Source organism: Neobacillus novalis NBRC 102450 (assembly GCF_001591805.1).
Lineage (GTDB): Bacteria > Bacillota > Bacilli > Bacillales > Cytobacillaceae > Neobacillus > Neobacillus novalis.
Genome location: NZ_BCVP01000024.1, coordinates 52,343 through 77,427 on the forward strand (window position 1 = coordinate 52,343; position 25,085 = coordinate 77,427).

General features: G+C 38.8%; 24 protein-coding genes. 10 read left to right on the top strand and 14 right to left on the bottom strand.

From position 1 onward, the window contains the following. Positions 1–402 precede the first annotated feature (402 nt). Both hsdR and BANVL01_RS27410 read left to right on the top strand, forming a co-directional pair. Complete coding sequence (gene hsdR, locus BANVL01_RS17800; RefSeq protein WP_066094292.1) at positions 403–2,766, top strand: EcoAI/FtnUII family type I restriction enzme subunit R; 2,364 nt, start codon at positions 403–405, stop codon at positions 2,764–2,766. A 24-nt stretch (positions 2,767–2,790) separates the two neighbouring features. Beyond that, on the top strand, positions 2,791–5,061 hold the full coding sequence (locus tag BANVL01_RS27410) for an N-6 DNA methylase (protein WP_066094291.1): 2,271 nt from the start codon (positions 2,791–2,793) through the stop codon (positions 5,059–5,061). Between the two features lie 164 nt (positions 5,062–5,225). On the opposite strand, the gene BANVL01_RS17810 is transcribed toward BANVL01_RS27410, so the two are convergent. The 9 genes from BANVL01_RS17810 to BANVL01_RS17850 form a co-directional block, all read right to left on the bottom strand. Next, on the bottom strand, positions 5,226–5,459 hold the full coding sequence (locus BANVL01_RS17810; RefSeq protein WP_066094288.1) for a hypothetical protein: 234 nt from the start codon (positions 5,457–5,459) through the stop codon (positions 5,226–5,228). Positions 5,460–5,517: 58 nt separating this feature from the next. After that, complete coding sequence (locus BANVL01_RS17815; protein ID WP_066094282.1) at positions 5,518–6,243, bottom strand: helix-turn-helix domain-containing protein; 726 nt, start codon at positions 6,241–6,243, stop codon at positions 5,518–5,520. A 483-nt stretch (positions 6,244–6,726) separates the two neighbouring features. Beyond that, the gene (locus BANVL01_RS17820; RefSeq protein ID WP_066094277.1) at positions 6,727–7,446 is read right to left on the bottom strand and encodes an ABC transporter ATP-binding protein; all 720 of its coding nucleotides are present in this window, start codon (positions 7,444–7,446) and stop codon (positions 6,727–6,729) included. Continuing rightward, positions 7,446–8,567, bottom strand: coding sequence for an ABC transporter permease (locus tag BANVL01_RS17825; protein WP_066094276.1), 1,122 nt, complete (start codon positions 8,565–8,567; stop codon positions 7,446–7,448). The genes BANVL01_RS17820 and BANVL01_RS17825 overlap by 1 nt, the downstream gene beginning before the upstream one ends. A gap of 176 nt (positions 8,568–8,743) precedes the next feature. Then, positions 8,744–9,262 (bottom strand): PadR family transcriptional regulator, encoded by a 519-nt coding sequence (locus BANVL01_RS17830; RefSeq protein WP_066094274.1) that lies wholly within the window; start codon positions 9,260–9,262, stop codon positions 8,744–8,746. A 337-nt stretch (positions 9,263–9,599) separates the two neighbouring features. Continuing rightward, positions 9,600–10,484, bottom strand: a complete 885-nt coding sequence (locus tag BANVL01_RS17835; protein WP_066094273.1) for a fructose bisphosphate aldolase — start codon at positions 10,482–10,484, stop codon at positions 9,600–9,602. Positions 10,485–10,771: 287 nt separating this feature from the next. Further along, complete coding sequence (locus BANVL01_RS17840) at positions 10,772–11,581, bottom strand: DUF4386 domain-containing protein (RefSeq protein ID WP_235845647.1); 810 nt, start codon at positions 11,579–11,581, stop codon at positions 10,772–10,774. Positions 11,582–11,640: 59 nt separating this feature from the next. Next, positions 11,641–11,865, bottom strand: a complete 225-nt coding sequence (locus BANVL01_RS17845; protein WP_066094271.1) for a helix-turn-helix transcriptional regulator — start codon at positions 11,863–11,865, stop codon at positions 11,641–11,643. 2 nt (positions 11,866–11,867) lie between these two features. Then, positions 11,868–12,314 (bottom strand): hypothetical protein, encoded by a 447-nt coding sequence (locus tag BANVL01_RS17850; RefSeq protein ID WP_066094268.1) that lies wholly within the window; start codon positions 12,312–12,314, stop codon positions 11,868–11,870. A gap of 236 nt (positions 12,315–12,550) precedes the next feature. Here BANVL01_RS17850 and BANVL01_RS17855 point away from each other — a divergent pair, with 236 nt between their 5' ends. From BANVL01_RS17855 to BANVL01_RS17870, 4 genes are all read left to right on the top strand, one after another. Then, positions 12,551–13,192, top strand: a complete 642-nt coding sequence (locus BANVL01_RS17855) for a TetR/AcrR family transcriptional regulator (RefSeq protein WP_066094267.1) — start codon at positions 12,551–12,553, stop codon at positions 13,190–13,192. 83 nt (positions 13,193–13,275) lie between these two features. Further along, positions 13,276–14,127: an ABC transporter ATP-binding protein gene (locus BANVL01_RS17860; protein ID WP_066094266.1), complete on the top strand. Its 852-nt coding sequence runs from the start codon at positions 13,276–13,278 to the stop codon at positions 14,125–14,127. Between the two features lie 2 nt (positions 14,128–14,129). Beyond that, positions 14,130–14,435: a hypothetical protein gene (locus tag BANVL01_RS17865; protein ID WP_156487473.1), complete on the top strand. Its 306-nt coding sequence runs from the start codon at positions 14,130–14,132 to the stop codon at positions 14,433–14,435. Positions 14,436–14,462: 27 nt separating this feature from the next. Then, complete coding sequence (locus BANVL01_RS17870; RefSeq protein ID WP_066094261.1) at positions 14,463–15,389, top strand: alpha/beta hydrolase family protein; 927 nt, start codon at positions 14,463–14,465, stop codon at positions 15,387–15,389. Positions 15,390–15,506: 117 nt separating this feature from the next. Here BANVL01_RS17870 and ahpF read toward each other — a convergent pair whose 3' ends face one another. Both ahpF and ahpC read right to left on the bottom strand, forming a co-directional pair. Next, positions 15,507–17,036 (bottom strand): alkyl hydroperoxide reductase subunit F, encoded by a 1,530-nt coding sequence (gene ahpF, locus BANVL01_RS17875; protein WP_066094258.1) that lies wholly within the window; start codon positions 17,034–17,036, stop codon positions 15,507–15,509. 12 nt (positions 17,037–17,048) lie between these two features. Continuing rightward, positions 17,049–17,612, bottom strand: a complete 564-nt coding sequence (gene ahpC, locus BANVL01_RS17880) for an alkyl hydroperoxide reductase subunit C (protein ID WP_066094256.1) — start codon at positions 17,610–17,612, stop codon at positions 17,049–17,051. 561 nt (positions 17,613–18,173) lie between these two features. On the opposite strand from ahpC, the gene BANVL01_RS17885 reads away from it, so the two are divergent. The 4 genes from BANVL01_RS17885 to BANVL01_RS17900 all read left to right on the top strand — a co-directional run bounded on the left by BANVL01_RS17885 (position 18,174) and on the right by BANVL01_RS17900 (position 21,834). Next, on the top strand, positions 18,174–19,205 hold the full coding sequence (locus BANVL01_RS17885; RefSeq protein ID WP_066094253.1) for an ATP-binding cassette domain-containing protein: 1,032 nt from the start codon (positions 18,174–18,176) through the stop codon (positions 19,203–19,205). Beyond that, positions 19,202–20,017 (top strand): ABC transporter permease, encoded by an 816-nt coding sequence (locus BANVL01_RS17890; protein WP_066094250.1) that lies wholly within the window; start codon positions 19,202–19,204, stop codon positions 20,015–20,017. The genes BANVL01_RS17885 and BANVL01_RS17890 overlap by 4 nt, the downstream gene beginning before the upstream one ends. Before the next feature lie 81 nt (positions 20,018–20,098). After that, positions 20,099–20,779: a response regulator transcription factor gene (locus BANVL01_RS17895; protein WP_156482356.1), complete on the top strand. Its 681-nt coding sequence runs from the start codon at positions 20,099–20,101 to the stop codon at positions 20,777–20,779. Next, entirely contained in the window at positions 20,776–21,834 is a 1,059-nt protein-coding gene (locus tag BANVL01_RS17900; protein WP_066148020.1) for a sensor histidine kinase, read from the top strand. Before BANVL01_RS17895 ends, BANVL01_RS17900 begins: the two co-directional genes overlap by 4 nt. Positions 21,835–21,993: 159 nt before the next feature. Here the strand turns inward: BANVL01_RS17900 and BANVL01_RS17905 are convergent, their stop codons facing one another. The 3 genes from BANVL01_RS17905 to BANVL01_RS17915 form a co-directional block, all read right to left on the bottom strand. After that, complete coding sequence (locus BANVL01_RS17905; protein ID WP_066094243.1) at positions 21,994–22,746, bottom strand: LysM peptidoglycan-binding and 3D domain-containing protein; 753 nt, start codon at positions 22,744–22,746, stop codon at positions 21,994–21,996. Positions 22,747–23,155: 409 nt separating this feature from the next. Then, on the bottom strand, positions 23,156–24,460 hold the full coding sequence (locus BANVL01_RS17910) for an alpha/beta hydrolase family protein (protein ID WP_066094241.1): 1,305 nt from the start codon (positions 24,458–24,460) through the stop codon (positions 23,156–23,158). A 183-nt stretch (positions 24,461–24,643) separates the two neighbouring features. Then, complete coding sequence (locus tag BANVL01_RS17915) at positions 24,644–25,072, bottom strand: DUF3021 family protein (RefSeq protein ID WP_066094239.1); 429 nt, start codon at positions 25,070–25,072, stop codon at positions 24,644–24,646. Between the last annotated feature and the right edge of the window lie 13 nt (positions 25,073–25,085).

Below are 25,085 nucleotides of genomic sequence, written 5' to 3' on the forward strand. Positions count from 1 at the left end.
TTCATATGTCTGGACAAAACGGGTGAAAGCATCAATATTATGAAATTCATAAACCTCGTCGTGTTTTTCCCTCCTCTAACAGCCACAATATCCGTTACAACAAGACATATGAGAAATATTGAAAAATAGCCATGTAAGGTAGTTTTGATCGAATCCGTAAATTGATGATCTTTCAATGGTTGAAATGCTTACAATCCGTTATAACAAGACATATTGACCGATAGTCACAGCTTACTGTTTGTCCTTAAATAGTAGAATAGGCGTGTTATCCGATTTAACAAGACATAATGAATAAATCCCGTCATTATCAGGAAAAAAGAAATACATTATTTCCAATTCTTTGCTAAAATAGGACTATAGGCAATACAAAGGACGTATCCAGAGCAGAATGGAGGGATTTAATTGAAAAAAGGCTATTCGGAACGAGATATATGTACGAAGTTTATTACTCCTTCCCTTGTAAATGCAGGGTGGGATTTACATAAGCAAATTCGAGAGGAAGTAACCTTTACGGCTGGGCGGATAGTGGTCAAAGGTAATAAGCATACACGAAAAAAAGCAAAGCGTGCCGATTATATTTTGTCATATAAATCTAACTTACCGCTTGCTGTTGTCGAGGCGAAGGATGATACCCATTCTGTTGGAGATGGAATGCAACAGGCTTTAGAATATGCCGAGATGTTGGACATTCCTTTTGTCTTCAGTTCAAATGGAAAGGGATTTCTATTTCACGATAAGACAGGGCTAAGTGGGCAAGTCGAGCGGGAATTGACAATGGAGCAATTCCCTTCCCCCGAAAAACTTTGGGGCATGTATAAGGTTTGGAAGGGCATTGGGGAAGTGGAAGAAAGATTTATTACACAAGATTATTTCTCCTATTCCAATGGCAAGGCTCCACGTTACTATCAGCGTATTTCCGTAAATAGGGTGGTTGAGGCAATTGCAAAAGGACAAAATCGAGTGTTGCTCGTATCCGCCACGGGTACTGGTAAGACACTAATCGCATTCCAAACAATTTACCGTTTATGGAAATCACGCTTGAAGAAGCGAATCTTGTTCCTTGCCGACCGAAACATTCTTGTAGACCAGACAATGGCAAACGACTTTAAGCACTTTGGCGACAAGATGACAAAAATCAAGAATCGAAAGATAGATAAGTCTTACGAGATTTACCTGGCACTATATCAAGGAGTTACGGGAACGGATGAATGGAAGAATATTTATAAAGAGTTCTCTCCTGAATTTTTTGATTTAATTGTTATTGACGAGTGCCACAGGGGGAGTGCGAGAGAAGATAGTGCTTGGCGGGAGATTCTTGAATATTTTTCGAGTGCGTCTCAGATTGGTTTGACTGCAACTCCAAAAGAAACGAAAGACGTATCTAACATTGATTACTTTGGAGAGCCAATCTATACCTATAGCCTTAAACAAGGCATTCAAGACGGCTTCCTGGCTCCTTATCGTGTTATCCGCTATACCATTGATAAAGATGTTGAAGGATGGCGTCCAGAACAGGGGCAGAGGGATAAATACGGGGAAATTATTGATGACCGTATCTATAATGTGAAGGACTTTGACCGCTCGCTTATAATGGAGCAGCGGAACGCTGCGATAGCAAAGAAAGTAACAGAATACCTGAAAAAGACCGATCGGTATCAGAAGACCATTATGTTTTGTGTAAATATAAATCATGCAGAACGCATGAGGCAAGCTATGGTAAATGAAAACGCTGATTTAGTTGCTGAAAACCATAAATACATCATGCGGATCACAGGTGACAATGACGAGGGTAAGGCAGAGTTAGACAACTTTATTGACCCAAACAGTAAATATCCCGTTATTGCTATTACATCGAAACTTATGACAACAGGAGTCGACGCTCAAACATGCAAACTTATTGTTTTGGATTCCAATATCACAAGTATGACGGAGTTTAAACAGATTATTGGACGAGGGACCCGAATTAACGAAGAACATGGTAAATTTTCATTTACAATAATGGACTTTCGAGGCGTCACCAATTTGTTTGCTGATCCTGAATTCGATGGTGACCCAGTACAGATATATAATCCTGGGGAGGGTGACGACCCTGTTCCTCCAGAAGATGGTGATGATAATCCTGATGATGGAGGAAATAACCCACCAGGAGGTGGACAAGGCTCTGATGATGGCGACGAAGGATCAGGCGGTGGAGGAGAAAAGCCACGAATTTATTACGTTAATAACGTAAAGGTTCAGGTTATCAATGAACGTGTTCAGTATTATGGAGTTGACGGCAAACTCATTACTGAATCTTTGACAGACTATACGAAGAAAACAGTTCAGAAAGAATTCTCTTCTCTTAATGAATTCTTACAATCATGGAACAATGTTGATAGAAAAGAAATAATCCTTGAAGAACTCTTAGAGCAAGGGGTATTGTTAGACGAACTGGAGGAAGAAGTCGGGAAAGATTTTGATCCATTTGATCTTATTTGTCATGTTGCCTTTGATCAAAAGCCGCTAACTCGACGAGAACGTGCAATGAACGTCAAGAAGCGAGATTCCTTTTCAAAATATGGGGAACAGGCGAGGGCTGTTTTGGAGGCATTATTGGATAAATATGCCGATGAAGGCATTGAAAATATTGAAGGTATGGAAGTGCTAAAACTACGTCCATTTGATACAATGGGGTCGCTGATGGAAATAGTAAAGAGCTTCGGTGGAAAGCAAAAGTATATCCAAGCGGTTCATGAGTTACAACAACAAATTTACATCACAGCATAGAATTAGATACAGTGGAGGAACAGTATGTCTATAACAAATGTAATCAAAACAATTCAAGACATCATGAGGCAAGACGTAGGAGTTGATGGAGACGCTCAGCGGATTGCACAGTTGGTATGGATGATCTTCCTGAAGATATTCGCTGACAAAGAAGCGGAATTGGAACTTATTGAAGACGACTACCAGTCCCCTCTTCCAGACCATTTACGTTGGGAGAATTGGGCTTCTGATGCGGAAGGAATGACTGGGGATGAGTTATTGAATTTCGTCAATAACACACTTTTCCCTTCCTTAAAGGAACTACCAGACGTAGAAGAAGGTTCAAGGGGCTTTATTATTCGTGAAGTCTTTCAAGACAGCTACAATTACATGAAAAGTGGCACCTTGATGCGTCAAATTATCAACAAAATCAATGAAATTGACTTTAATAGTTCCGATGATCGCCACTTATTCAATGATTTTTATGAGTCCTTTTTAAAAGACCTGCAGTCCGCAGGCAACGCAGGTGAATTCTATACAATAAGGGCAGTTACACAATTTATGGTGGATATTATAAACCCACAATTGGGTGAAAAAGTAATGGACCCTGCTTGCGGGACTGGTGGCTTTTTGAAAAGCACTATTGAGCATTTAATGAGTCAAGCTAAAACTGCAGAAGAAAGGAAATTTGCCCAAAGCTCTGTCTATGGCATTGAGAAGAAACAGCTACCACATGTATTGGCAACCACCAATTTGATTTTACATGATGTTGATTTACCAAATATCCGCCATGACAATTCACTATCACGCCCTATACGTGATTATGGAAGTGGTGATAAGGTAGACATCATTCTGACGAACCCACCGTTTGGAGGTATTGAAGAAGAAGGAATTCAATCCAACTTTCCTGTGAGTTTCCGTACGAAGGAGACAGCAGACCTTTTCATGGTACTTATTCTAACATTGCTTAAAGAGAATGGTCGTGGAGCGGTGGTCTTACCAGATGGTTTCTTATTTGGCGATGGTGTTAAGAACAGAATTAAGGAAAAGTTGTTGGAAGAATGCAATTTACATACGATTGTTCGTCTCCCTCACGGTGTTTTTGCCCCATACACGGGTATCAAAACTAATTTGTTATTCTTCCAAAAGGGAGAGCCTACAAAAGAAATATGGTTTTTTGAACACCCATACCCAGAGGGACAGAAGTCTTATAGTAAAACAAGACCAATTCGTACTGAAGAGTTCAATTTGGAAAAGCAATGGTGGAATAATAGAGTGGAGAACGAGTACGCTTGGAAGGTATCTATTGAGGAAATTAAATCAAAAGGATATAACTTGGATTTCAAAAATCCCCATTCTATTGAAGACGAGTTAATAGCCCCCGATATTGCGTTAGATAATTATATGTTTAGCCTAACAAATCTAAAGATAGCTAAGGAAGAATTACTTGAACAATTAACCCCCGTCACTAAAGATGTTCCAAGTATTGAATTGTTTGTAAAGCAGTTTCATGATGTTATCAAATCGGAAATCGATGTTGGCTTATTAGAGAGGTTTATACTTCAAATAGCTTTCAGAGGGAACTTAGTAGGTGAAAATGAAGACGATGAACCAGTTTCAAAGTTGTTATCAAAAATTATTGACAAAAAACAACGGCTTTTAAGTGAAAAAAAAATCAAAAGAGAAAAACCATTGTTGCCGATTTCGAATGACGAAGTTCCCTATAAAATACCAGACCATTGGCAGTGGGAACGGATAGGAAATTGTATTTTGTCTGTTATTGGAGGAGGTACTCCATCGAAACAGAATCCTCAATATTGGAACGGAGAAATTCCGTGGGCAAGCGTAAAGGATTTAAAGAACAATATGTATTTGGAGAAAACTGTGGATTCTATTACACAAGAGGGTTTGGAAAATAGTAGCTCAAACCTTATTCAAGCGGGAAATATTATATTATCGACCAGAATGGGGTTAGGGAAAATCCAGATTAACAGCATAGATGTTGCTATCAATCAAGACCTAAAAGCAATCTATCTTCCAGAAGAAATTCTAAAGGAATATTTCTACTATTTCTACAAAGGTTTAGATATGAAGGGAACTGGAACAGGAACAACCGTAGAAGGTATCAAACAGGCAGAATTACTAAATATGTTAGTTCCGATTCCACCTACGGCTGAACAAGAGAGAATTGTGGAGAAAATAAAGGAATTGTTCGTCTTGTGCGATAAGTTAAAGAGGGAAATTGAGAGTTGTGAATATCATAGACAAAAGTTTGTAAGAACCATGTTACAAGATACAATGAATAAAGCGGATTAGAAGGCGTGCAGTCTGAAAGAATTAAGTTTGGGTGGCTCTTCTTTGGAAGAAGCCACCTAATAGTAATTTGGTTAAACAAATGTAACGGTGCTTCATCTATCAGGATTTGAAGAAAAAGGTTAAAACAACTTCGTTTATCCTATATTTTTATATAGGGATTTCTCTTACAAAAGGAGCCGTTTTGCTTGCAAACGAACCTTCTTAAAGTCGGTTTCCAACTTTTCCTGGCAATAGGTGTGATGATCAAATGCTTCCTTCCAAATGTCACACCTTTCCCAAAACCGATTTACTTCAGTCTTAAATTCCTCTACTGTCATATCCTTGTACGTTCTACCACTTTCCAAAAATTCGTATAATGAAACGAATGCAAGAACGTATCTTTCTGCGAGATTTTCCATTACAATAAATCGCCTCCTTTTGAATCTCCACTTTATTGCCGAATAAATCATAAAGTCCTTAAAAGGATGTTTTACAGCTAAGTGATTTGAACTGATACCTCACAAGCCCTGTCAAGTCGGTAATGGATAATTCAACGGTTAAACCCTTCTTAGCAAGAAGGCTTAAAAGGGCATGGTTACCGCCCTTTGCAGTCTTCCACTTGTGTGAAAATATGCCAACGACATCGTTAGTATCGTATAAAGGAGCCAGATTAGGCACCTTCTTAATTACCACAATATTTAATCCATCTTTCTCCTCTGTCCTCGTCAAATCATTTTCCAATAATATCCTCAAATAATCATAGGCTTGCCTATACTTCTTAACAAAGGTTTTATCTCCATCATCAAGAGGGACAAAATCCATTTTTTCAATGTGATGTTCAGGGTAACTCGCCATATGACCAATTATGTGTCTCAAGATTCCATCATTCTGGGCTTCGACATTTATTTCTAAATGTGCTTTTACATAATTAGTAGGGAGGAGCAAGTTAAGGCTTACCGAGTAGGTTAGTTTGTTTAGGTTTTCTTGTTCATCTTCAATGTGGAATTTTACCAATTCCTGAATATCAATTTCTAAAGTATTTGCCAGTTTTTGCATTGTCAAAATGGTTGGGTTTCGATTCGTGCCATTTTCCAGTCTTGCTATAAGGGATTCATTAACCCGTGAAAGAGTGGCTAATTCCTTAATGCTCCAATTCTTGTAAATTCGTGCTTCTTTTAATACTTCTCCGAATGATTTTTCCATGGTTCTCCTCCATACTTTTTTCAACCGACTAATTTGACACAGCAATACTAATATGAACCGTTATACATCACCTCCTTTTTTATGTAAAAAATAATTTACAACAAAATAAAAGCACCTTACCGAAAACGGTAAAGTGCTAAAAAAATCCCTTTAAATTTACAAAAAAATCGTAAATACATAAAAATCACATCTGTCTGTTTTTCTTACATTATAACTTATTCTTCATTTCAATGAAAATCTTCCGATACCTTTAGATTGATACGGGGAACCGTACCATAAATAGGGGTAGTTTTTATACATGAATTCTATCTATTGGTCGAGGAATTTGTACAAAAGTATAGGCTAAACAAGATATATTATTTTTGGCCTACTTGTTTAGCCTGCCTTTTTTGTCTAATGTGCTTTAGATATTCATATAACAAATTGTGTGGTTAACTAATAAGAGTAAGATGCATGAGATCTCCTTAGTTTCTTTGCAGAGGTTTATCCTTTAGTAGAGATTGCCTTCAACTTTTCATAACTGTTAGAATCATCATGTTTAAGTCTGCCGTCTTCCATTTGATACACTTTATCGCAGTATTCCAGCATTCGTTCGTCATGGGTAACCATGATCGCTGCCTTGTTTCTTGTTTTTGCTTCGTTGGCTATGAGTTGAACCACTTCATGAGCCCTTTTCGAATCAAGACTTGCTGTTGGCTCGTCTGCCAGAATAATTGATGGATTGTTCATAAAAGCACGAGCAATTGCCGTACGCTGTCGTTCTCCTCCAGATAGCTGTTCAGGTAATTTTCCCAGTTTTGCTGCTAAACCGAGACTCTGTAATAATTCCTTTGCATATTCCTTATCCGCTTTTGCAAGTTTTCCTGCCATTCTTTTCACTACAAGTAGTTGTTCTAGAACATTTAAATAGGGGACAAGATTACTGGTTTGTAAGATAAATCCAATTTCCTCCAGCCGCAATTGCGCTAAATCCTTAGGTTTTAATTCATTAAGGTTCTTACCGTTAAGAATGACCTCACCTTTAGATGGATGGAGCAATGCTCCTGCAATAGCTAGAAATGTGCTTTTTCCTGAACCTGATGGGCCAATGACGGCAATAAACTCACCTTGTTCCACCGTTAGGGAGATTTCATCAAGGGCAAGAACTTGGTTTTCACCCTGTTGATACAGTTTTGAGACATTTTTAAATTGTATTCCTGACATTATTCCATCCTCCCGATCGCTTGAAGTGGGTCTATTTTTGTAATTTTTCGAACGGAAACCAATGAACTCAGAATCGAAATGACAAGTAATAAAAGGGCATAAAGGATAACTAATTTAAGATCAAGTGAAAATGGCATTTCATCCGGAAGAATAAGGGCCGTCCCATAAGTTAACAAGATTCCTGCTGCAATACTAATAAATGATAATAGAAATACTTGAGATACAATGGCTCTACCAAGGAAACGATTGCTGGCGCCAATGGCTTTCAAGATGCCAAATTGATTTGATTTTTGCAAGGTAAGCACGTAGAAGAATACACCCAGTACAAATGCCGAGATGGCCAATAGGAAAGCAAGCATCATCATAATCGTGCCATTTTCTTCTTTATAACCAGGCATACCCTGGACGGCTGTGCTCTTGGTTACTGTTTCCGTATTCTTGAATAACTGATTTAGTTTCTCAGAATCGATATTTTCTCCTTGCAGCATAATCGCATTTACAGGTTTCTCAATTCCTTTATTAGAACCAGGTGCGGCAAATTGAATAGAGCGCCATTTATCCAGTGTAGTAAAAATTGCAGGTAAATGATTATATGTTTCATTTTTAACAAACCCCACAATTTTCATTTTTTCTAATGACCCTTCTATCTTCAGCGTATCACCAATCTTAAAGCCCTTTTTCTTTAAAGTTTCATTAGCGATCACTTCCAAAGGTTTATTTGCTTGAAGCGGCTTTCCGTCAAACACATTGGGTTCTAGAAAACTATCGGGTGTTATTCCCAATATAGCAATATCTACTTTTTCGTTAGTCTCAGAATCAGAATTATTAAGTACGGTGCCCATGGTTGCACCCATTGCTGATGCAGCTGAAACATTAGGTTGGCTTTCTAGTTTCTCTGCCAATAATTCACTCAATAACGATCGACTCATAGAGGCTCTTGATCCATCTTCAAAGGTCACATAATTGGCATCCATATTTTTAAATGTTGCCGCACTAAGAGTGGAAAGGCCGTTACCTAACCCAGATAGAATGAATACCAACCAAGCAATCAGGACAGTTATAACACCAATCATCAGAAACCGTAATTTACCATGCTTTAACTCTTTTATAGCAAGAAACAATGTACGTCACTCCTTTAATGTAAATATGATTAATCACGTGTGATTATTAAAATGATACTAGTTTTTTATTGATTAGTCAACCGTGACTATATGGTTAAAATATGATAATTTTTTATTGAGATTCAAATAAAAAAGGAACCCTCGGTCGGTTCCATTGATTCATATGGGTATTAAATTTAATCCGAATGAAGAAGATGTTGAATGTTTTGTTCAAGAAAGGCAACTTCTGCTTCTAACATTGTAATTTTATGTTTGACTGCAAGATTAACACCGGTTCGTATTCCATGTGCAGGGGTTTGGTTAAATAGATCTATTAGTTTTTTGTTTTTCTTTAATCTTTCCTTCAAGGCCGGTATTGCTTTATCCATCGGAAGAAAATCAATAAACATTAACCCAATATCTCCTTGGTAATTAACACTTTCCGCAGAAGACAGATTATCCAATAGTAATTGATAAAAATAGTTTCGGCCGCTTTCATTTATAGAGTACACTTTTCGGGTGGGTCTATTTCCTTCTTGTTCTAACTGAATATCTATATATCCCTTTTGATTTAGTTTATCCAGAGTAGCATAAGCAGTAGGCTTTTTCATATCTGTAACTGTACTTAAGTTTCTTTCAATAAATTCATTAATTTGATATCCGTGTTGACTTTGTCCCATGAGTAACCCAAGCAGAATTAGTGAGCGATGTTCCACTGAAATCCTCCTTTCTTTTAAGCATTCTTTATATATTCTCTCGTAAATTTTCTTTATAGTCAATTAAGGGATTACCACCACGAAGTGCTACAACCATTAGTGGTGATGGGATTGGCGCTATAGGCAGGGTGAATATTTCCAAAATATCTTTTTAATTAGAACTTCTCTTTTATTTGGATTTGTAAAAAAACTGCCGGTTAAGTAGGTGCGGTGAACCTTACCATAAATAGGGACAGTTTTTAGGAATGGCAAAAAAGGAGATACATTTCAATTTAGATTGAACTGTATCTCCTTTTTTTTATCGACATATTTCGGGGCGTGACAGGCACCGCTCTTTTTAAATTGAAGCTTCGTAAATAGATTCAACTGCTTTTGAAAGTGCTGCATTAAATTCTTCATCTGTTTGTTTGACATTCAAATCCTGGCTTAAAGCCCTGGAGAAGCTAGCAATTAGTCCTTCATTAACTTTTAGCTTTTCATTCGCTTCCTCTCTTGAATAACCACCGGATAGTGCAACGACACGAACAACCTTTGGATGGTCGATAAGTTCTTTGTACGTGTTTGCTTGTGTAGGAATCGTTAATTTTAACATCACAAATTCATCTTCACTCAAATTATTGAGATGATTTAGAATTTCTACTTTTAATAGCTCCTCACACTTTTCCTTTTCGGGGCTGTTAATATCCACTTCTGGTTCGATAATTGGAATCAGACCTGCATTGATAATCTGTTTACCAACCTCAAATTGTTGATCAACAACGTCTTTTATTCCTGCTGTATTGGCTTTTTTTATAACTGAACGCATTTTTGTGCCAAATATATGACGTTCATTCGCACGCTTTAATGTTTCGTCCAAATCGGTGATTGGCTTCATCATTTGTACGCCATTGGTCTCCTCAGCAAGCCCTTTGTCAACTTTTAAAAAAGGTACAATGCCTTTTACTTCAGCAAGATAATCACCTGTATATTTACCCTCGATTTTGCGATCCATCGTTTCTTCAAACAGAATAGCACCCAGAATTTTACTCGAATCAAATGCGGGTGATGTGATGATTCTTGTGCGCATTTCATGTACAAGATTGAACATTTCTTCCTCGTCCCTATACGCATCCTCTAAGACACCGTAAGCAGCTAGTGCTTTAGGTGTACTTCCACCACTTTGGTCCAGTGCTGCAATAAATCCTTTTCCGTTTTTCATCTTTTCAAATTGATTTTGTTGCATCTACTTTCACTCCTTTTCCTTAATCGTACCAAACTCCATTGGCATAGCAAGAAATATGTTGAAGCAATTGTCTCTTTCATTATAGCGTTAATGAGGATGAGGTTTAATTATAATGATTAGCAAATGGAAACTTACCAAATGGAGCTGTTATTAGTAACATACCCTTTTCTCACCTATTATTTCAAATTTCCAACTTTCTCCTCTTTTGTGTAACAACAAAATAGTGCCACCCTGTATTTTGTCGAATTAATCGACATTATTCGGGGAGTGACACAGGTACTGATATCTTATATCTCGTTGCTTTGTCTTTTTGAAGATATGGAAGCTATTGCAGAATCATTGAATCCTTTCATGATGAGCCATACTGCTAAAATCATCTCATTGGCTGCTACTGGCAGTGCCAAAATAGCACCCCAAACAGAAATTTGTTGAATGACACCGAACATAACTAACAAGGAACAAAGAAAAACAAGTGTTGCCCCTGTCATACCCAAGATAGAGATAAACCTGGGTACGAGCTTGGATTTATAAAATATATAACTGTACATCATTGTATTGATGCCCAGCATGAAAAGAGGACCAAGCATAAATGTCCAGTCATGTATGGCTTTTAATAAAATTCCTGAAGCTTGAAAAGAGGAGGAATTCGGGGCACCAGCTGCAACAAATTCCTGGCTTAAGGTCAATAGGGACAGTACACTGATTACGCCAACAGTAATGATAATTGCTTCAAGAAACCTGAAGCAAACATGCCATAGAGCGATCGTTTCATTATATTTTCTTAAAATGGGAAACATCGTCGTTGCCGTACCAATCGCTGAAACGACAAGCATTAACTCCATAAGCGCTCCCAATATCACTTGGTTGGCGTGTTCGGAGCCATTAATCAAGTAATCGGGACCCTTTAGGATAGGGTCATATAAGGTAAGACCAATTACCGCCGTAACGGCTGCAAGTAAAAACAGTACTCCCACAATTCTTGCTGCTTTTTTGGCAGATAGGAAACTATAAACTTTCCTATCACGCATATGTGCAGCTACGCCTCTGTCTTCGCCTAACGGCTCGCCAATCTGTGAGTTTTCTTTATTTGAATTCATCTTTTTATCCCCTTTTTTAATAAATTCAAAAACGGTAAAGCAAAAAACAATCCTAGTTCTTACTTCTTGGTGTTTTCTCCATAAAAGAATACCTCTTCCAACGGTAAGTTAAAGGCATGAGCTATCCGAAAAGCCAATTCTAGAGACGGGGAGTAGTTTCCCTTTTCGAGAGCCACGATTGTTTGTCTTGTTACACCTGCCTTGTCAGCCAATTGCTGCTGAGTCATTTCATCATGGTTGAATCGTAATTTTCTGATATGATTGCCGACAAGATTTTTTCCCATTGTTAGACTCCTTTCCGATAGTGATAAAGTTTTGTAACGGAGCCAGTCACATCGGATACGAATCCTGAAGTGATTAAAATCAAGAACATCAACTGTGACGGCTGAGAGATGACCAGCGAACCCATTGCAAGAAGAAAACCGATGATAAACATAAAAAAGGAATTTCTGTTCGCTTTCAGAGTAATTAACTTATCCAATTCATCTTCAAATGATGGTTCCTTTTCATTGGTCGTTATTCTAAAGACGATGTTAAAAATAATGCTGATCATGATGTGAGCGACAATTGAAACCAAAGTCAAGATGAGGACGAAGGAACCCCAAAAGCGAAAGGTTTCGGTCGACTCCAGCCCCCCCTCAGGAAACTGCGGGTACATGTATAAACAAAAAGATCCGAAAATGAGGATAGCACTGATCAACGATACGATGCTTTTCTTTTCTTGATAAGTCATTTTCCACACCCTCTTTACATTTATTTTCACTTAGAGTGAAGTTTTGTATACATAATGTAATATAAACTATACATCAAGTCAAGTGTAATTTACAAAAATGGGCCGGATACCGTTTTAGAGCATATTGTGCCGACCTATGAAGAGAAGCAACTGATTTTAAATAATCTTAGATATTGAAAATGAACCATATGTCATTTATTATTATAGAGAATTCATTGATAGGGAGTGATAGGGTTATGCCAAAAGTGTCTGATGAACACAAGGAGCAACGGATTCAACAAATTCTTCTGGCAGCATCTGAGGTGTTCAAAAGTAAAGGGTATGAACAAGCGACATTGAAGGATATTGTTGAGGAAGCAGGGATGAGCCGGGGATGGATCTATTTATATTTCAAAGATAAAACAACCATTTTCCTGGCTTTAATTGATTATTTAGATGCACAACTAGAGGAGCGGATATCGACCTTATTAAAAGAAAATAAAGGGTCCGCCCACGGGGTATTAATAAGTTATTTTCAAGAGACTAGCCAATCGATTGATCGTCTTGAAGACAGCGTTGTGCCTGCCATCTATGAATTTTGTACCACAGGCTGGAGAGAGCAGCAAGTGCGTGATTATTTTGTGAATCGATATATTCGTGTGACTGCGATATTTATTGATGTGATTGGTAAGGGGGTGGAAAATGGGGAATTCAAACCAACCCGATCTGTGGATGAAATTGTGAAATATATGATTTCTAGTCTTGACGGTATTATGCTGCATAGTTTGGCGTTTGGTTCCCAACAAATTAATGCGGTGCAACAAGTTAACCTATTGATTAATCAGTTAATGGAAATGCTCTCAGTAAATTTTTTAAAAATAATGGAAAAAAATTCTTGAAAATGAACCCCGTGTCATTTATTATTAATGACACGGGGTTCATTTATTTTTTTCGGGTAGTGATTAGTAAAGGGGGTTTTGATATGGCAAATGACATCATTAAAGTGAAAGGTTTATGTAAAAGAATGAAAGGCAAGGAAATCGTGAAAAATGTATCATTTTCAGTGAAGGAGGGAAGTATCACAGGACTTCTCGGTCCGAACGGATCTGGAAAAACAACCATCATCCGATTGTTAAGCGGGGTCATAGAACCTTCAAGTGGAGACATCCGGGTAATGGGTCACAATCCTTTAACAAATGGGGAGGAAATTAGGAAGAATTCAGGCATTGTCACCGAAACCACTAGTTTATATGAAGAAATGACAGCTTGGGAGAATCTAATGTTTTTCTCTAAAATTTACGGCGTCCATGATTCAAAAAGAGCAGAAGAACTGCTGATAGCGTTTGGAATGTGGGAGCATAAGGACAGTACAATAAGTACCTTTTCTACTGGGATGAAGAAACGTGTTTCCCTTGCTAAAGCTTTGCTTCAAAAACCAAGAATCCTATTTTTAGATGAGCCCACAAACGGACTGGATCCTGAAGGAATTCATCTCGTTCTCGACTATCTGAAAGTACTGTGTGAGAAAGAAGGTGTTACGGTAATTATCTGTTCCCACGTACTGCAGCAACTCGAGGGTATTTGCAATATGTATCTGTTTATCAAACACGGCGTATTAATGGAAGGTGGTTCGATGGAAGAAATTGAAAAGCGCCACCTCAAAAATATACGTGTAGACATAGAAACGGGGTTAACAGGTGAGGAAACAGTCTTCGCTGGTTATCCGTTTCAAACGATCCGAAAGAATACATTAAGATTTGAGCTGAATAGCAAGAAAGACATCTCTCCACTACCATTGTCAATGCCATTAGCTATCCGGTATATTCCAAACTGATCATGTTCAATGAGCTGTGGTTTGTGATGATGTTTTGGGTCACCCCAGCTCTCATTTTACTCGTCATTTTGTTCAATGTGTTGGTTTCAGCACGTTCGAAAACACTGCAAGAAGCCCAGCAGCTCGGAGGAATCATCATTCTTCCCGCAGTAGGTTTCGTTATTTCTCAAACGGCCGGTCTTTTTTTACTAACGGTATGGATTTGTTTTCTGATTGGCCTGCTTTTGTTTGGAATAGTCGCCCTTTTGTTATTCTTAACGGCTAAATACAATAATCGCAATGTCTTGTTTGAGAGTCAAATTCGATAGAAAAAATAGTGAGCGGAGGTAAACGCATTGGCTGATGAAAAAATTGTAATAGGCTCTGAAACCAAGTACCCACTCAATGGAATATTGACGATTCCTAATGAAATGAATGGTTCAGTTCCTGCCGTTGTATTGGTTCACGGATCTGGTCCAAGTAATATGGACGGAAAAGTCGGGAATAACTTTCTTTTTAAGGAATTTGCCAACGGTTTGTCGGAAAAAGGGATTGCAGTACTGCGTTATGACAAGAGGACATTCGTTTACGGTAAAGAGATGAAAAACGATACTGGATTATCAGTTAAAGAAGAAACAATTGAAGATGCCATCCTTGCAGCAAACTTCTTACGAAATGATTCACGTATTGATTCAACCAAAATATTTATTATCGGTCATAGTTTTGGAGGGATGTTAGCTCCTCGTATTGACGCAGAGGGTGGAAATTTTGCAGGAATTATTATTATGGCAGGCTCTCCACGAAAATTAGAAGAAATTTTGATGGACCAAAATTATGATGTTATAAACTCGTTGAATAAATTGTTGAAAATAATTGCTAAGAAACAAGTAGCAGCTTTATCGTCCAAGTTTGATAACATTTATAATCTAAGTGATGATGAGGCACAATCTACTAAAGTTTTGGGGAAAAACCTCAGAGCTTACTATTTTAAAGAGATGGGTGAACATCCATCCAGTCATTATCTTAAAGATTTAGATAAACCGGTTTTAATCATGCAAGGAGAAAAAGATGTCCAATCAACAGTGGAAAGGGATTTTGAAGTTTACAAAAATTTATTGGATGGAAAGCCAAATGCAACATTTAAACTTTATCCAAACTTAAATCATTTGTTTATGCCATCCATTTATGGTGAAATACTAAAAGTTCAGAAAGAGTATAAGGTTGCACAAAATATCGATAGACAAGTAATAAATGATATTTGCGAATGGATCCTTTCAGTTTAGTTATAGATAGTTTCAAAATCAAAAGGTAGAAGAGTGCTTTCGCTCTTCTACCTTTTTTAATGTTACTGAACTTAATAATCCTATTCACACGGTAACCAGTCTTGGCATGTGCGTTCGTTAATTTCTGATTAGATAATCGAATGCACCTAAGGCTGCAGTAGCACCTGAACCCATTGAAATAATGATTTGCTTATAGGCGCTGTCTGTACAGTCACCTGCAGCAAACACTCCAGGGATGGTGGTAGCTCCATGCTTATCGACCACGATTTCACCCATTCTCGTGCGTTCAATCGTTCCGTCTAGCCAATCGGTATTTGGTACAAGACCAATCTGAACAAATACACCTTGTAATTCAATATGATGCTCTGCTCCCGTTTCACGGTCAATGTAGGTAATACCATTTACTTTGTCGGTACCGGTAATTTCTTTTGTTTGAGCATTCTTGAAGACCGTAACATTCGGAAGGCTGTATAGGCGATCTTGCAGTACAGAATCAGCTTTCAATTCTGGGGCAAATTCAATAACCGTCACATGCTTCACAATGCCTGCGAGATCAATTGCTGCTTCAATACCGGAATTTCCGCCGCCAATAACAGCTACGTGCTTTCCTGTAAATAGCGGACCGTCACAGTGAGGACAGTAGGCTACGCCCTTGTTCTTAAACTCTGCTTCCCCAGGGACACCGACATTACGCCAGCGGGCACCTGTTGAAAGGATGACGGTTTTGCTTTTTAGAACAGCGCCGTTTTCCAATTCAATTTCGATGAGATCCTTCTTTTCTAAGCGCTTGGCACGCTGCAAATTCATGACATCAACAGCATATTCTTTTACATGTTCTTCAAGGCTTGCTGCAAGTTTTGGACCTTCTGTTTGCTTTACGCTAATAAAGTTTTCGATGCCGAGAGTATCCATAACCTGACCGCCAAAGCGTTCAGCCACGATGCCTGTACGAATGCCTTTACGTGCTGCATAGATGGCCGCACTTGCACCCGCGGGCCCGCCGCCAACCACAAGGACATCAAATGGATCTTTATCAGCAAACTCTGAAGCATCCGGAGCACTGCTGACTTTTGCAAGAATTTCCTCAAGTGACATCCGGCCGCTGCCAAATGAATCCCCATTTAGGAACACCGTTGGTACTGCCATGATGTTTTTACTCTCTACTTCTTCTTTAAAAGCCGCACCATCAATCATGGTATGGGTAATGCCAGGATTAAGAATGCTCATTAAGTTGAGTGCTTGTACAACATCAGGACAGTTGTGGCAGCTCAAGCTGATGTAAGATTCAAAGTGATAGTCACCCTTAATGCTTTTAATTTGATCAATGACCTTTTGTTCAACTTTCGGAGCTCTTCCGCTCACCTGTAAAAGAGCCAACACGAGTGAAGTAAACTCATGTCCTAAAGGGATACCGGCAAAAGTTACCCCAGTGTCCTCACTAATACGATTGACACTAAAACTTGGTGTTTTTGGTAATGGTGTATTTTCGACTTTAATTCTAGGTGACATGGTGGCTAATTCATCCACTAGAGCCACCATGTCACGAGAAACGTCATCAGAACCTGCGCTGACTTTAAGCAGGACATCGCCCTCCATCATTTGAAGATATTGGGCTAATTGTGCTTTAATATCTGCATCTAGTATCATGTAATCTGCTCCTTAAATTTTTCCTACAAGATCAAGGCTTGGCTTAAGTGTTGCAGCGCCTTCTTTCCATTTTGCCGGGCAAACTTCACCAGGATTGTTACGTACATATTGTGCTGCTTTAATTTTGTTGAAAAGTATGCTGGCGTCACGGCCAATACCGTCTGCATTAATTTCAACAGCTTGGATGATACCGTCCGGGTCGATGATGAATGTTCCACGGTCAGCTTGACCTAGTTCTTCAACTAATACGTCGAAGTTACGAGAAATGACATGTGCAGGATCACCAATCATTGTATACGTAATCTTTCCAATTGCTTCGGATGAATCGTGCCATGCTTTATGTGTGAAATGAGAATCCCTAGAAACAGAGAATACTTCAACTCCAAGGTCTTGTAGAGCTGGATACTGATCTTGAAGATCTTCTAACTCAGTTGGGCAAACGAATGTAAAGTCAGCTGGGTAGAAACAAACTACACTCCAGTGACCTTTGAAATCAGCTTCAGAAACCTCTAGAAATTCTCCATTTCTGTATGCTTGTGCTTTGAACGGTTGTACTTCTTTTCCAATTAGAGACATAATTAAAATTCCTCCCAAGATGTTTTAATTCATAGATAGCTTGTCCGGTGTATACCGGTTTATTCGGCTTATCTATAATTATTATTAAGTTATACTTGTTATTATAAACATCTATTATTATTTTTGTCAAATAAAATACAATAATTATTTTAATTAAATAATAGATATTATAACATCAATATTATTATAAGGGATGTGCCTTTATTTTAATAGGCTTTTTCAAATAATGTTGGCAGTTGGCGTAAACATTGAATAATTGGTGGAAATGGAATAAATAATACCAAGCAATAGATTCATCCGAATCCGTCTATGACCGTATAAACCTATCCCAATATCAATCGTGTAATTGAGAATCGGTGAAGTAAATGAAAAATATTTGACTATCCAATTTACTTCTTCCTATTATCTGCTATTCTCTCGATTTAGAAGCTTCAATTTTTCGTTTCACCGTAGTCAGAAAACAACTAGATCTCTCCAATCAACTGTCATCATTGTTCATATTCAGTTCATAAAAGTCATTTATTATTCATGTATGTTATAGAAGCAAAGGGAGGATTTGCATTGTGTAATTATCAAAGAAGGGAACAAATAGCAGTCAATAGTGATTGGGCTGTTGAAGCATCTGGATTGGTCAAAACATTTGGCACGAATCGAGCAGTTGATGGCGTAGATTTAAAAGTCCCAACCGGTTCTATCTACGGTGTGCTTGGTCCCAATGGTGCAGGCAAGACGACTACAATCCGCATGCTGGCAACCTTACTGCGAGCGGACGAAGGTTCTGCACGTATCTTCGGATATGATGTAGCAAAGGATGCGCAGATTGTACGTCAATTGATTGGAGTGACCGGTCAGTATGCCTCTGTCGATGAGTCACTCAGCGCTACCGAGAACTTGGTCATCTTCTCTCGACTACTCGGACTAGGCCGCTTAGAAGCAAAGCGGAAGGCGGCAGACCTGTTAGAGGAATTCGGCTTAACGGAAGCTGCGAAGCGTCCCTTAAAAAACTTCTCCGGCGGTATGCGTCGCCGGCTGGATCTGGCGGCCAGCCTGATCGCACAGCCACCACTAATCTTCTTAGATGAACCGACCACGGGGCTAGATCCGCGAACACGTAATCAAATGTGGGAAACGATCCGCCGATTGGTCAAGGAGGGTTCAACCGTACTGTTAACAACCCAATATCTCCAAGAAGCGGATGAACTGGCAGACCGGATCGCGGTTATTGATCATGGTCGAGTTGTTGCAGAAGGTACTGTGAATGAACTGAAAGCATCCGTTGGCACATCATCTTTATATTTAGGCATCAAAAATTTACAGGACATACTGGCTGCCCGTCAGATTGTTGAGCGGGTGCTAAATGTTGGCTCATCCGCTTCAACAGAAGCCGGGAAGATTATTGCTCCAATGGCGGATGCTGTCCGAGTCACTGATCTGCTCATCGCACTCCGCGGGGCGGGAATCCAATTGGCGGAGCTAAGTGTGCAGAAACCGACCCTAGATGAGGTTTTTCTAACCATCACCGGACATGGTGTTCAGGATGACGCATCAAAGGCGTCAGATGAATCAGAAAAAGAAGGAGTGGTAAGAGGATGAAAAGTACTTCTATTACACCAGTTGCCGACCGTCAACTACGTAATAAAACGAGCTTCAGCCAGACTGTAAGCAACTCGCTAACAATGGCCTATCGGGGCCTTCTAAAGATTCGGCGCACACCTGAGCAATTGTTCGACGTCACGCTTCAGCCTATCATCTTCACCCTAATGTTTACCTACATTTTTGGCGGGGCCATCTCCGGAAACGTGCAAAACTATTTGCCCGTCATCATTCCCGGTATCCTCGTGCAGACCGTAATCACCACCTCAATCGTCACCGGTGTTCAACTGCGTGAGGACATGGATAAGGGCGTTTTCGACCGATTCAAGTCACTGCCTATCGCACGAATTGCTCCGCTTTCGGGTGCCCTGTTGGCAGACACCATCCGGTATACAATTGCGACTGTGCTCACTTTCACCATGGGGTATATTATGGGCTATCGACCTGATGGAGGGCTAGGGCATGTCGCTATTGCCGGGTTGCTTGTAATTGTGTGTGCCTGGTCCATCAGTTGGATCTTTGCTTTCTTTGGTGTGATTGCGCGTACTGCTTCAAGCGTACAAGGAATCTCCATGATTGTGCTGTTTCCGCTTACGTTTCTATCCAATGCATTTGTGCCGGCCGAGACATTGCCCAACTGGCTTCAGTGGTTTGTGAAAATCAACCCAATCTCGCACCTCGTCACTGCCGTCAGAGACCTATCCAACTCTGGTACAATTGGTTGGGACTTAACCATTTCGCTCATTGGAGCGGCGATTATTGTGGCAATCTTCGCACCTCTTACGGTACGTGCCTATATGCGCAGGACTTAGCCCGAGTGAATAAATCATCCGTTGACAACTCACCCTTACTAGATATAGCCTTATTTAAAACTTTATGAGGGAATGAAAACAGTGACAAAAATATTAATTGTAGATGATGACGATAATATTCGTGAATTACTTTGTGTTCTTCTTTCTAAAGAAGGCTTTTCGATTGAAGAGGCAGCGGATGGAGAAGAAGCATTATCCATACTCGAAACGGATAAAATGGATCTTATTATTCTAGATATTATGATGCCAAATATGGATGGTTGGACATTTTGCCGTGAAATACGATCCTATTATTCTGATACACTTCCCATCTTAATGTTAACGGCAAAAGGGGAGACCGCCCAAAAAGTAAAAGGATTTGAGCTTGGAACAGATGATTATATGGTAAAACCATTTGCTGCACCTGAGCTCGTTGCTCGAGTAAAGGCCTTACTCAAACGCTATCAAATCAACGTCTCCAATCGAATTGAGATCGGAAATGTTGTAATTGATCGGACTTCCTATAAAGTTTATTTAGGGGATCACGATCTAACCTTACCGCTTAAAGAATTTGAGCTGTTATTTAAGCTGGCCACTCATCAGCAGAAGACCTTCTCAAGGGAACAATTAATTGAAGATATTTGGGGATTTGATTATGAGGGGGATGAACGGACCGTGGACGTCCACATTAAGCGCCTGCGGCAGCGCTTCTCTCATTACGATTGTCCTTTCAAAATTACAACCATTCGCGGACTTGGTTATCGTCTGGAGGTAATCCATTGAAGCTGCCAGAGGTCATGAAACGAATATTGGGCTGTGTAGCTGTTACGCTATCTTTATTATTATGCTGGTCTTTTAGCTATTGGCTGACATCTTGGCTTTTTGCAGTGATTCATTATAATCCTCATGAATATGCAAGACTGTTAATCAATTCCTTTTTGGGCTTTTTCCTGTTCGGCTGTTGTATCGCCATTCTCACAAATATTAAATGGGTCAAACAGAAGCAAGAAAATATGTTATATCCAATCATTCATGCGATGAAAATGATTTCTGAGGGAAACTTTAATATTGATTTATCTAAATATAAAAATCATCGTCCCTATTCGGGGCTTATTGAAAGCATTAACCATATGGCAGAGAGATTGGGAATAATGGAGGAAATGCGGCAAGAATTTATTTCGAATGTCTCACATGAAATCCAGTCCCCTCTGACGTCAATTAGTGGGTTTGCCCATGCGCTAAAAAACGAAGATTTGAGTTCTAAGGAACGTAAACATTACTTAGAAATTATCGAAATGGAATGTATTAGGCTCTCGAAATTGAGCGAAAATCTACTTCGACTCACTTCTTTAGAGTCAGATCAAATCCCATTTGACCAGAAGGACTATCGAGTAGACCGCCAGCTTCGTCGCATCATCCTTGCTAACGAACCGCAATGGGCTGAGAAGAACATTAAAATGGATATTTCCCTTGAAGCTTTAACGATCACAGCAAATGAGGACCTGATTGATCAAGTTTGGATTAACCTACTTCACAACAGTATTAAATTCACACCGCAGGCAGGCACTATCAAGGTGGAAGCACTGAAAACGGCGGATAATCATCTCTTTGTAAAAATAACGGACAAGGGGATTGGCATGAATAAAGAAACATTAATGCATATATTTGAGCGGTTCTATAAAGCTGATCCATCAAGAAATCGTAATTTTGAGGGCAATGGGCTTGGTTTGCCTATTGTCAAAAAAATAATTGATTTGCACAAATGGGGAATTCAGGTCCAAAGTGAACTCGGAAAAGGAACGGAAATAACCGTAATGATGAACCAAACTTCGGAGTAAGGGGTAGAACATTTAATAAGTATTTAGAGGTTTTTTATTATTAGATAGTTCTTTAAAAGGGCAATAATTTCTTAATAAGTAATTTACAAAACACTGCAACCCATTGGTACATAAAGGGTTGCAGTGTAATCTTCAAATTAGGCTGTTTTATCGGGCATGTTAGTTTAATATTGTCACTTTTACTTGTTTTACTCCAAAATTGATTGCATCATGTTCAGAAGGAATAAAGATATCAATGCGATTTCCTTTAATGGCTCCGCCAGTATCTCCGGCGATTGCTTCGCCATAGCCTTCTACATACACTTTACTGCCAAGTGGTATAACAGATGGGTCAACTGCGATGACCTTTGCATTTGGGTTGACGTTAAGGTCAATTCCAGTGGCCGTAGTACCGGAACAGCCCTCACACGAAGCTGTATAGGCTGTTGCTGTCACTGTCATTTCATTTGAACTTGTATTACTTGTTGATGCAGCTTGGACGGGAGGTGCACTTTCCTTTGATGCTTGTGCAGCAGGCTTAGCCTGCATTTCGGTTACAGCATTATTAGTAGTATCTAAACCATCAAAGATTAATAGATTTAAACCAGGATGGATGAGATCGCTATGTAAGTCGTTCCACTCTTTAAGTTGCGAAACCGTTATATGATGATCCATGGAGATAGCCCATAATGTGTCACCTTGTTTAACAGTATATTGTATTTCCGGTACGATTGTTAGTATATCTCCAGGGTGAATAAGGTCCGTAGTAAGCTGATTCCACTTTTCGATATGTTCTACAGATGTATTATTTTCGCGTGATAGACTCCAAAGGGTATCCCCTTTTTGTACTGTTATCGTTGCAGCTTGTACATTAGCACTTACAGTTACTGAGAGTACAGCAACTGCTACAATGGTTATCATTTTTTTAAGCATTCTTTTACCCTCCGTGTTCTTTGGTTGCTAATTTTTAATAAGGATAACATAGATTTATTCGAGAAAAAGAACAGGGAGGTGTTAAATCGTTTACATCTGTGGCATTTATATTGCAATAATATTTCTAAAATAAACTAATAATCAGAAAATATAGTTTCCCTAAAGCCCTCACAAAGCTAAAAATCCAGCTTAATAGATAGGGTGAATCGTATGGTGAAATACTAAAAGTTCAAAAAGAGTATAAGGTTGCACAAAATATCGATAGACAAGTGATAAATGATATTTGCGAGTGGATCCTTTCAGTTTAACCTTTATGATTATTATTAATCAAAATTATCTAAGTAAAATAGAAAAGGCTGAACTATATACGGCTTTATGCGTATAGTTCAGCCTTTTATCGAATGTTTATTTAATAAGTTTCTTTGGAAGTGAAATGGCCAATGCCCTTTAATTTATCGTCAAAAAATTTAAGAATTAGTTCATTTTCCGTTTCAATACAGTAATATTGATCAATGTTGGCTTTTCCGCCTTGAATATAATTTGCAAGTATAGGAGAGAAAAGTGGTAAATCGGTCAAGCTTAAATGTTTTGCGCCTTGAAAATGAACAGTAGATGCATCTTTAAAGTGTTCATTATTGAGTTTGTTCGCTACATAAGTGGAGTTGCTATCGAGCTGTCCCCAAACATCGTCGGAATAAATGTTAAGAAGTGGGGTCTTGAAGTCTTCGTCCCGTGCCACAAAATCATCGATGTCTTTCTTATAAACCAGATCACTAAAGAACGGGGCGTCAATATTTACAACAGCTTCTATATCTTTACGTTCTCTGCCTAGCCAAACACTTGCTGCGCCGCCCATTGAGTGCCCGAACACGCCAATTTTCTCTGGATTGATATGTTGATAAATAGGATTATTGTCATTTTTGGCTTTTTCAAGTATCGTATCAATGACAAAATTCATATCGTCTGTTCTCAGTTTCATCCATTTTTGAATGAGTTCATCGAGCTCTTCCTTCGTGTAAATGCCATCTTTATTGGAATCGTTGACTTCATTGTTATAATCTGTATTGATCATTGCCACTGCTCCATCCTCTGAACGAGTATAAAAGGAGTGATAGGGGTGATCAATTGAAACGACTACATAGCCGTGGCTTGCAAGCTCAGTATAAGTAGAAGTATTGCTTGCCTTAATACCGTATGCCCCATGGGAGAACACCAATAGAGGGTATTTTTCATCTGCCTTTTTGGGATACCAAAATTCCACATTCACAAATCGGTTTTCACCCATGTCGGTAAAATCCTCAATCCGGTTCTTGTCAACATATGTGTAAGCAGCGGTTGCGACTTCATAGTCACCTGTCACTTTTGGTGATTTATGCTGAGGAAAAACAATTGCCGGTGCAAGTACAAATACCGAGACAATTATCATCATCATCGATTTCCAGACAATTTTAGAAGTTTTGTATTTTTTCGTATTTGTTTTGTTACGGATAAGCGAAACCGCTGCAGGTACCGCTAAGATGAAAAGCAGGACGGCAAGCATTACCCAGCGGAAACTCCACTCAATCACCGATGAAAGTGTGAGCATGACAAATGCAATAAATACAGCAATCCTAATCCAATTCTTCATTTTTTTATGGTTTTGCATCGTTACCACACAGTAGATTGCAAAGGCAATCTCAAAAGTTAAAGCGATTAATAATAGTAAATTTCCCATCGTAATTACCCCTTCTTTTTTGAAAAATTTCTTATGAACACATCATAAAAAAATCCTAAAAGGAAGTATATAGAAAAACGGTAAGTTGCTTCCACGAGCAAGTAAGATGCAAAAAAAAGCGGTAAGCTATATTGCTTACCGTAAAATGATCTGTTGCAGACAAGGCTGCTGTATGTTTATTGACTAAACGTCTTTCTTAAATGCCTTTAGTTTTTCGTTGATTTGTTGGGCTTCTTTTTTATCTTTTTTCCATGACAGCAGACGAACTAGGGTATAGATCACGGCAATTTGCAGGGCCAAAATGATGCCATCTACTGCACTATTCACAATACCAAAAACGCTCCCAAGGGCAATCAATACAATCTCCAAAGCGAAAAAATGAAAGGTAATCCTTATTCGCATTTTCTTCTCACTTAGATCGGTAGGAGAATACAAAATAAATCCGATTAATGCACTTATAAATGAAAAAGCCATAATGATATAAATTGACTTCAAATCAAAGACCATATCTGGATAATATATTTGTCGCAAAATAGTAATAATAATGATGATGGATGCGAAGATGATTAAGAAATCCTTGATCATCTTTTGTACAAATTCAGGCATCTTCATATCTATCCCTCCT

Coding starts and splice junctions, on each gene's coding strand:
- BANVL01_RS27410 (WP_066094291.1), top strand. CDS start 2,791: ATGTCTATAACAAATGTAATCAAAACAATTCAAGACATCATGAGGCAA.
- BANVL01_RS17810 (WP_066094288.1), bottom strand. CDS start 5,459: ATGGAAAATCTCGCAGAAAGATACGTTCTTGCATTCGTTTCATTATAC.
- BANVL01_RS17815 (WP_066094282.1), bottom strand. CDS start 6,243: ATGGAAAAATCATTCGGAGAAGTATTAAAAGAAGCACGAATTTACAAG.
- BANVL01_RS17820 (WP_066094277.1), bottom strand. CDS start 7,446: ATGTCAGGAATACAATTTAAAAATGTCTCAAAACTGTATCAACAGGGT.
- BANVL01_RS17835 (WP_066094273.1), bottom strand. CDS start 10,484: ATGCAACAAAATCAATTTGAAAAGATGAAAAACGGAAAAGGATTTATT.
- BANVL01_RS17840 (WP_235845647.1), bottom strand. CDS start 11,581: ATGAATTCAAATAAAGAAAACTCACAGATTGGCGAGCCGTTAGGCGAA.
- BANVL01_RS17845 (WP_066094271.1), bottom strand. CDS start 11,865: ATGGGAAAAAATCTTGTCGGCAATCATATCAGAAAATTACGATTCAAC.
- BANVL01_RS17850 (WP_066094268.1), bottom strand. CDS start 12,314: ATGACTTATCAAGAAAAGAAAAGCATCGTATCGTTGATCAGTGCTATC.
- BANVL01_RS17855 (WP_066094267.1), top strand. CDS start 12,551: ATGCCAAAAGTGTCTGATGAACACAAGGAGCAACGGATTCAACAAATT.
- BANVL01_RS17860 (WP_066094266.1), top strand. CDS start 13,276: ATGGCAAATGACATCATTAAAGTGAAAGGTTTATGTAAAAGAATGAAA.
- BANVL01_RS17865 (WP_156487473.1), top strand. CDS start 14,130: ATGTTCAATGAGCTGTGGTTTGTGATGATGTTTTGGGTCACCCCAGCT.
- ahpF (WP_066094258.1), bottom strand. CDS start 17,036: ATGATACTAGATGCAGATATTAAAGCACAATTAGCCCAATATCTTCAA.
- ahpC (WP_066094256.1), bottom strand. CDS start 17,612: ATGTCTCTAATTGGAAAAGAAGTACAACCGTTCAAAGCACAAGCATAC.
- BANVL01_RS17890 (WP_066094250.1), top strand. CDS start 19,202: ATGAAAAGTACTTCTATTACACCAGTTGCCGACCGTCAACTACGTAAT.
- BANVL01_RS17905 (WP_066094243.1), bottom strand. CDS start 22,746: ATGCTTAAAAAAATGATAACCATTGTAGCAGTTGCTGTACTCTCAGTA.
- BANVL01_RS17910 (WP_066094241.1), bottom strand. CDS start 24,460: ATGGGAAATTTACTATTATTAATCGCTTTAACTTTTGAGATTGCCTTT.
- BANVL01_RS17915 (WP_066094239.1), bottom strand. CDS start 25,072: ATGAAGATGCCTGAATTTGTACAAAAGATGATCAAGGATTTCTTAATC.